The organism is Streptomyces synnematoformans, from assembly GCF_039531005.1.
In the GTDB taxonomy this organism is placed as follows: Bacteria; Actinomycetota; Actinomycetes; order Streptomycetales; family Streptomycetaceae; genus Streptomyces; species Streptomyces synnematoformans.
The window spans coordinates 1-4,141 of record NZ_BAAAPF010000452.1 but is presented as its reverse complement, the minus strand read 5'-3'; the positions used below and the strand labels follow the sequence as shown (position 1 = coordinate 4,141).

At 77.0% G+C, this 4,141-nt stretch carries 5 protein-coding genes; all 5 read right to left on the bottom strand.

The window, feature by feature from the left end:
* Positions 1–45: 45 nt before the first annotated feature.
* Complete coding sequence (locus ABD317_RS34185; protein ID WP_344295285.1) at positions 46–1,212, bottom strand: NAD(P)/FAD-dependent oxidoreductase; 1,167 nt, start codon at positions 1,210–1,212, stop codon at positions 46–48.
* A gap of 75 nt (positions 1,213–1,287) precedes the next feature.
* Positions 1,288–2,229 carry an RNA polymerase sigma factor SigJ gene (sigJ, locus tag ABD317_RS34180; protein WP_344295283.1) on the bottom strand — a complete coding sequence of 314 codons (942 nt, stop codon included), beginning with the start codon at positions 2,227–2,229 and terminating at the stop codon, positions 1,288–1,290.
* A 171-nt stretch (positions 2,230–2,400) separates the two neighbouring features.
* A complete protein-coding gene (locus ABD317_RS34175; protein ID WP_344295280.1) occupies positions 2,401–2,673 on the bottom strand; it encodes a hypothetical protein in 273 nt (90 codons plus the stop codon).
* A 282-nt stretch (positions 2,674–2,955) separates the two neighbouring features.
* A complete protein-coding gene (locus ABD317_RS34170) occupies positions 2,956–3,606 on the bottom strand; it encodes a hypothetical protein (RefSeq protein ID WP_344295276.1) in 651 nt (216 codons plus the stop codon).
* Positions 3,607–3,715: 109 nt separating this feature from the next.
* The coding region (locus tag ABD317_RS34165) for a helix-turn-helix transcriptional regulator (protein WP_344295274.1) at positions 3,716–4,141 on the bottom strand (426 nt) is incomplete at its 5' end.

Below are 4,141 nucleotides of genomic sequence, written 5' to 3'. Positions count from 1 at the left end.
CCCGATCCCCCGACCCGGGCGGCAGGCCGAAGCCGGCCGCCCCCGTCAGCCCTCCCGCGCCGGCGCCGCCGGCGGCCCCGCGTCCTCCTCCCGGAAGAACGGCACCTCGGAAAGGACCTGGTCGGCCGCCGCCAGGATCTCCCCGGCGTCGTCCACCGGCGGGTGGATCCACCCGTTGATCGTCTTCTTCGCGTACGCGCCGTCCGCCCCCGTCGCCATCACCCTGCGGTCCCAGCCCCGGGTGAACACCCCGCCCGCCGCGCCCAGATGCAGGCACGTGACGTACGGCGACGGCGTGTACGGCCGCGGCGGTACGCCCAGCAGGTCGGCCGCCGCGTTGTAGCCCGCGACCTTCCCCAGCGGCGTCGCGTGCTGGCAGCACTGCATGACGACGTGCTCCGCGTCGAACGGCGCCGCCGCCACGTCGCCCGCGGCGAACACCTCGGGCAGCGCCCGCAGCCACTTGTCCACCGGCACCCGGCCGAGGTGGTCGAGGTCGTCCGAGAGGTGCCGGGTCAGCTCGTCGGCGCGCATGCCGATCGACCACACCACCGCGTCCGCGTCCACCCGGGCGCCGTCGGAGAGCACCGCGTAGCCGTCGCCGACCTCCGTCACCGTCGTCCCGAGCCGCCGCTCGACGCCCAGTTCGTCCAGCGCCGCCTCGATCGCCGCCCGCGGCCCGGGCCCCAGCGGCTCGCCGACCTCCGCCGCCGTGTCCACCAGCAGCACCCGGCCGCGCGCCGCCAGCTCGCCCGCCGCCTCCAGCCCGACGAACCCGGCGCCGACGACCACCGCGGCGTAGCCGTCGCGGCCGCGCAGGTGATCGGTGAGCCGGCGGGCGCCGTCCAGGGTGTCGATGTCGAAGAGCCGCTCGGCGCCGGGCAGGTCCGCGGGCGGCACGAGCCGGCTGCCGGACGCCAGCACCAGCCGGTCGTACCCGATCTCCCGCCCGTCGGCCACCACGACCCGGCGGCCGGTGTCGACGGCGCTCACCCTGGCCCGTACGTGCTCCACCCCGATCGGCCCCAGGATGCGGTCCAGCGCCACCGTGGCCAGGTCGGGCTCCGGCTCGTACAGCCGCGGCCGCAGCACCAGGCGGTCGTTCGGCGCGACGAGTGTGATGCGCAGGTCCGCGTCCCCGCGGGCGAGCGCGGCGCCCGCCGCGCTCCACACGCCCGCGAAACCCCCGCCGATGATCACGACGTGGTCCATCGTGTCGTCCTCCCTCAGCTTGCTCTGTGCCGACCCCCGGGGTACGGGGATCCGCAGGGAGACACAGCGGCGGGTTCAGATGTGACCGCTCCCCGGTCCGGTCCCGGTCCCGGGTCCGGGCGGGGCGAGGGCGGCGAGCGGGGCGAGCTTGTCGGGGTTGGCGAGCCGGCGGATCTCGGTGAGGCGGCCGTCGGCGATCTCCACGGTGTCCAGCCAGACGGGCGCGCCGTCGAGGTACGCCACCAGCGCGGGCTGCCCGTTGACCTCGACGAGCCGCGTCGCGTCGGGGCGTGCGATCTGCTCCGAACGGACCGTGAGCAGCGCGATCGTGTCGGCGCCCAGCACCGGCCGGCGGGCGGCGGTCACCTTGCCGCCGCCGTCCCCGACGTACACGGCGTCGGGGTGCAGCAACGCGATCAGCGCGGCCATGTCGCCGCCCTCGGCGGCGGCCTTGAACGCCCGCAGCACCCGCTCCGTCTCCGCCCGCGAGGCGGGGGGCCGCTGCCCGTCCGCCGCCCGCACCCGCGTCCGCGCCCGGGAGGCGAGCTTGCGGCTGGCGGCCGGGGTGGCGCCGAGCACGTCGGCGACCTGCGCGAACGGGAAGCCGAAGACGTCGTGCAGCACGAGCGCGACCCGCTCGGCCGGCGTCAGCCGCTCCATCAGCACGAGCATCGCGGTGCCGACCGACTCGTCCACGAGCACCTGCGCCGCGGCGTCGGGCCCGGTCAGCAGCGGCTCGGGCAGCCAGGGGCCGACGTACGACTCGCGCCGCACGCGGGCCGACCGCAGCACGTTGTACGAGGTCCGGGCGGCCAGCGTCACCAGCCAGGCGCGCAGGTCCCGGACGTCGGACAGGTCGGCGTCGGCGGCGCGCAGCCACACGTCCTGCACGACGTCCTCGGCCTCGGTGACGGTGCCGAGGATGCGGTACGCGGCGCCGAACACCGCGGGGCGGTGGGCGGTCCACTCCGCCTCCGTCAGCGTGCGGCGGCCCGGTGCCGCGGCGCCCTGCTCCATGGTCTCGGCCTCCTCACACCGGTACGCGTCGGGGTCGACGGTGTGCAGTGTAAGCAGGCGGGCAGACAGGGGGCAGGCACGCGGGTGGGGGGCGAGCGGCGGGCACGCGGCCGACGCGCGGGCCCGCGCCGCCGGCCCGGGGCGCCCCGGCCCGGGCGGGTCCCCGGCCGGTCAGTCCCCGGAGTCCCGCTCCGGCAGCGGCTGGTGGCCGGCGGGGCCGGGCGAGCGGCCGTCCGGCGGGTAGTCGCAGTCGAGGCCGGAGACCTCGTAGTCGTCGCCCTCGTTCTTCTCCTGGTCGACGACCACCGCCGCGGTGCACGCGCGGCCGTGTTCGTCGGTGAACGTCACCACCTCGCTGTAGTCCGTCGGCTGGCTGCAGCCCGCGAGCACCAGCACCCCCGCCGCGGCGGCCAGCGCCGCGCCGATCCCCCACCGTCGTCTCATGGCTCCCCCTTCGTCGTGCCCGCTCTCGCCGCCGCGGGTCGACGGTGGGATTCCCCTCCCGTGCGCCGTTCTCACGCAACGGGGGGCGGGGAGGCGGAAGTTGGCCGACCGGACGCGGACCGGACACCCGCCGTTCGCCGACCGGTGGGTCCCGCCCCGGCCCCGCCCCGGCCCGCCCCGGTCGGCTGTGCCGCCGGGGCGGGTGCCGGGCACGTGCCGGGTCTCCGGGACTGCCGCGGGGGCGTCCGCCGTGGTGACGCCCCCGCGGGACGGGCGCGTGGGTCAGTCGATCCGCGTCGGGGCCCTCTCGGTCCCGTCGCCCGTGAAGTTGCATATGGACGGGGCCATCACGTGCGCCGGGCTGGACCAGCCCGCGCACTGGTAACCGGAGTGGCCGTACCAGTCGTGGCCGAACTCGTGCGCCGCCAGCAGCGCGTCGTCGTTCACGCCGCCCAGGAACAGCGCGATGCGCTGGCCCTGGCCCCAGTTGCAGCCGACGATTCTGCCACCGCCGCCGCAGTCGGAGATGTAGCTGTTGCGGCACTCGACCGGGGTGTCGCTGCCGCTGGTCCGGTTCAGGTTGGCCCAGGCGGCGGCGCCCTGGCCGATGACGCCGGCGTAGCCGCTGCAGGATGCCGTGAGGTGGTAGGCGCGGTCGGTCGGGACCGGCCAGGCGGTGGCCCCGTACTCGCGGTCCTGCGGGCCCGCGGCCACCAGCGCCTCGAACTCCTTCGCGGTGATGCCGTGGCCCTCGCCGCCCGCGCCGCCGCCGTCGCCGGCCTCGCCGGCGCGGTCGTGCGCGGCCGCCGTCTCGGCGGTCGCGGCGCTACGGGCCTCGGGTGCCGGCGCCGCCTGCGCGCCCGGTCCGGCGAGCGCGGCGGCCAGGGCCGCGACGGCCACGAGAACGGATCTCAGGAGTGCCTTGCTCCGCATGCGTTCTCCTCTGGTTGGGGGGTGGGCAGGGCGGCAAGCCGCCCGCACACACAGATCGCACGCCCGCGGTCGGAGAACAATCCGGGAAACGGTACGTAGGGGCCACGCATTAAATTCCCCCGTGGTGCGCCGCGGCGTCCGCCACCTCCGTCCGCGAGCCGACGTCCAGCTTCCGCAGCAGCTTCGCCACGTGCTGCTCCACGGTGCGCGGCGACAGGTACAGCACGTCGGCGATCTGCCTGTTGGTGTGGCCGAGGGCCACGAGCCGGGCGACCTCGCGCTCGCGCGGGGAGAGCGCGCCGCCGTAGCCGCGTCGGCCGCGGCGGGAGGGGAGCGGGACGTGGTTGCCGCGCAGGATGCGGCGGCAGCGGGCGGCGTCGCGGACGGCGCCGAGGTCGGCGAAGCGCTGCGCCAGCTCGGCGAGTTCGCGGGCGGGAGCGGGAGCGGGAGCGGGGTCGAGGACGGGGCCAGGGGCCGGGCCGGCGGCGGAGTCGGGGGTTGGGCCGGTGGCGGGGCCGGCGGAGTCGGGGGCTTG